This is a genomic window from Paracoccus halophilus (genome assembly GCF_000763905.1).
Taxonomy (GTDB): domain Bacteria; phylum Pseudomonadota; class Alphaproteobacteria; order Rhodobacterales; family Rhodobacteraceae; genus Paracoccus; species Paracoccus halophilus.
In genome coordinates this window covers 1-2843 of sequence record NZ_JRKN01000074.1, presented here as the reverse complement: position 1 = coordinate 2843, position 2843 = coordinate 1, and the positions used below count along the sequence as shown (strand labels likewise).

Below are 2843 nucleotides of genomic sequence, written 5' to 3'. Positions count from 1 at the left end.
CCGGTCGTCGTGGGCAATGTCTTCAACGGCAAGAACGATGCGCCCTATCCGCTCCCGGCCCACAAGACGCGCGCGGTCTGGCGGTCGAACACCCATCAGGGCTCGGGCTTCAATGAGATCAGCTTCGAGGATCAGTCGGGCATCGAGGACATGTTCTTCCACGCCCAGAAGGATCTGACCACCAAGGTCCTCAACAATTCCAGCGCCAATATCGGGGCGAACCGGGTCGAGAACATCACCAACAACGCCAGCCTCGTGATCGGTGACAACGCGGTTGAGCGGGTGGGTCGCAACAAGAACGTGACCGTCGGCGGCAGCGGTGGCGGCCTGCTCGGGATGCTGATGCCGCTTCTGCAGGCGGGTGGCAGACTGTTCCGCAAAACCGGTCAGAAAGCCGGGCTGCCGCCGGTGACCGGCATGGGTGGCCATGTCGCGGGTGGTCAGGACCTGCCGGTCGAGATGATGGCGCTGCTGGGCAATGCCGGCTTTTCCCAGAGCGGCGATCACCGCAGCGGTCAGGGCGTGTCGCAAAGCGGTCAGGCGGCGTCGCTGGCCGGTCAGATCGGCTCGATGATCGGCGGCTCGGGCGTGCTGAACTCGGTGGTCGAGAGATTCCGCACCGATACGATCGGCCTCGCGCGGACCGAGCAGATCGGGCTCGCCAAGAACACCGTCGTCGGCAATATCATGACGACCTCGGTCGGCAAGACGATGAAGGTGAAGGTCGGCGAGGATTACGATCTGGAAACCAAGAAATCGATCTTCAACCGGACCGTGAGGCACACGCTGCACGCCAGGGAAAAATTCATCATCGGCGGGCCGGGCGGCACGATCATCATCGACGAGACCGGCGTGACCATCAAGGCGCGCCACTTCAGGGTGAGATCGCCGAATGTCGACTTTTCGTCCGGCAATCCCGATCAGGTCGATGCGCTGAACTCCGACAAGGCCTTCGTGCAGGAATGCAAGGCCGGGAAGGGCGGGGATTCCTGAATGGTCGGGAAAGAAATCTGGGGCGACGTCACGAGTAAGGCCCTGCGGCGGCACCTGAAGACCTGTAAAGACAATGTCTGTCAGTGCATTTCCACTTTTTTCGATAAGCAGAATGGCGGGCATGACGGTATGGCCGAACGGTTCGACCGCATGATGGCGCCGAATGCCGTCAAAAGCGGGATTCCGACGCATGCGGATCAGATAATAGGGCGGCAGCGAGCGCTGGACGAAGCGAACGATCTTTATAACAATCAAGGATGTGGCGGTCCCGGCGCACCGGCACACGCCCCGATCAGCGAAGAAGCAATGCGTAATGCGACAAGGGGAATTCCAACAATCGAAGATTGGGAGACCAAACATGGCCGTCCGATGCCCGAGGGTGATTATAAGCCCGGCCAGCATTCCCTGATGACCACGCCTGAAGACAGTGGCGGGATTCTTGACTGGGAATATTGGGAAGAAGTCACGGGTCTGACGGGCGTAGCGCTTGGTGCATATCTGATTATTTCCGAAGGCTCACGCCTGTTCCCTGCGCGCAATCTGGTTCCAATACCATGACGCAACCAAACTTTCTCGACCGTTACAGACCAAATACGCTGGGATCTATGATCCTGATGCTCTCGCTGGATGGTTTTCAAAAGATTTTGCCCTATGCATTTTTGGATCTGGACGATCCCAAGGCTTTTCAGGCTGCCTGCTACCAAGCAACGGCTGATGTTCCCGAGGCCTATTACGATTATGACGCCATCGGTTGGCACCAATGGTGGCTGGAGATCGGTGAGAACTTCATGAAACGGGATCTCCATCTGATCCCGCCGCCGGATCGCGCCCGCGTGCTGCATTGGCTGGAAAACGGCGATCCGTGTGCGTTGCATGAGTTCCCACATCGCCACTTTTGGTTAGGAGCTTGCACATGGGCCCACAAATACGATGAGGTCGCCAAATATTTTTCGGGTGAAGGGCTAACTGTTATCCGGGAATTTTCCGCGGCGGTATTTAACGAAAGGCGTGACCCTGCATATGAAGATGTTAAAGAAGAGATCGCTTCGGAACCGGAGACCTATTTCGACACCTGGCAGAAGACGAAGTTTCACATCTATATTTTCCCAGGGGCGCTAATTTCCAACCCGTTTATCCAAATAAATTGGATGAGATCCGCTCATATCCTTAAAAAACACACGGACGCCTATATTGCTAGGGGCGGCGATCCGGATATCCTTGAACGCATGGTGATCAAATACGCCGAGCTTCACGAAGGGGGCGAGTGGACGCAGAAGTATGTCGACGACAAAGAGGCGTTCAAGATCAAAAACCTCTGGTCAAACAGATTCCAGGAGAAAGTGCTATGATCATGAAGGTCACAAATGCATTTTTTGAAGCGGGCGCCGCAGCGCGGGAAGAGAGCATTGTTCGTTATATTCAGCGGAAATACGGGGCTGCCTCGAACGCTGATTTCTTCAATCTTGGCAGCGGTGAAGAATCGCTGCAGAAGTTTGCCCAATATCTACTGGGCCGGGATATTCTTGACGAAGGCATCATTGATCGACTGATTGGCCGCATCATGGATAATGATCTTCACCCACTTCAGTGTCTTCGTTTGGCACAGGTCATCAACGATCCCGATGAAGAGCTTGAGGGTGAGGACAAAGAGGTTCTGATCGAAAAGGTTCTGGAGCTTACCTGGCCAAAACAACTTAAGAACTGAATGGGATCATCAATATGACTGACCTTCCCGAGGCACTAACGGGTTCTCCAGACCGGGAGGCCCTGGCGCTTGGCCTCGAGCAGATCGTCTTTTCGCCGCTGGAGGAGGATGAACGGCAGCGGCAGCTATCCGATACGGCGATCCC

General features: G+C 56.0%; 4 protein-coding genes. All 4 read left to right on the top strand.

The window, feature by feature from the left end; all coding sequences use genetic code 11:
- The coding region (locus tag IT41_RS21405; protein WP_036744311.1) for a bacteriophage T4 gp5 trimerisation domain-containing protein at nt 1-993 on the top strand (993 nt) is incomplete at its 5' end.
- Nucleotides 994-1551: a hypothetical protein gene (locus tag IT41_RS19035; protein ID WP_036744309.1), complete on the top strand. Its 558-nt coding sequence runs from the start codon at nt 994-996 to the stop codon at nt 1549-1551.
- Entirely contained in the window at nt 1548-2342 is a 795-nt protein-coding gene (locus IT41_RS19030; protein WP_139221804.1) for a hypothetical protein, read from the top strand. The genes IT41_RS19035 and IT41_RS19030 overlap by 4 nt, the downstream gene beginning before the upstream one ends.
- Entirely contained in the window at nt 2339-2698 is a 360-nt protein-coding gene (locus IT41_RS19025; RefSeq protein WP_036744305.1) for a hypothetical protein, read from the top strand. Before IT41_RS19030 ends, IT41_RS19025 begins: the two co-directional genes overlap by 4 nt.
- Nucleotides 2699-2843: the final 145 nt, after the last annotated feature.

Excerpts from the sequence above, each read along its gene's own strand:
- IT41_RS19025 (WP_036744305.1), top strand. The coding sequence starts at position 2,339 with ATGATCATGAAGGTCACAAATGCATTTTTTGAAGCGGGCGCCGCAGCG.
- IT41_RS19035 (WP_036744309.1), top strand. The coding sequence starts at position 994 with ATGGTCGGGAAAGAAATCTGGGGCGACGTCACGAGTAAGGCCCTGCGG.
- IT41_RS19030 (WP_139221804.1), top strand. The coding sequence starts at position 1,548 with ATGACGCAACCAAACTTTCTCGACCGTTACAGACCAAATACGCTGGGA.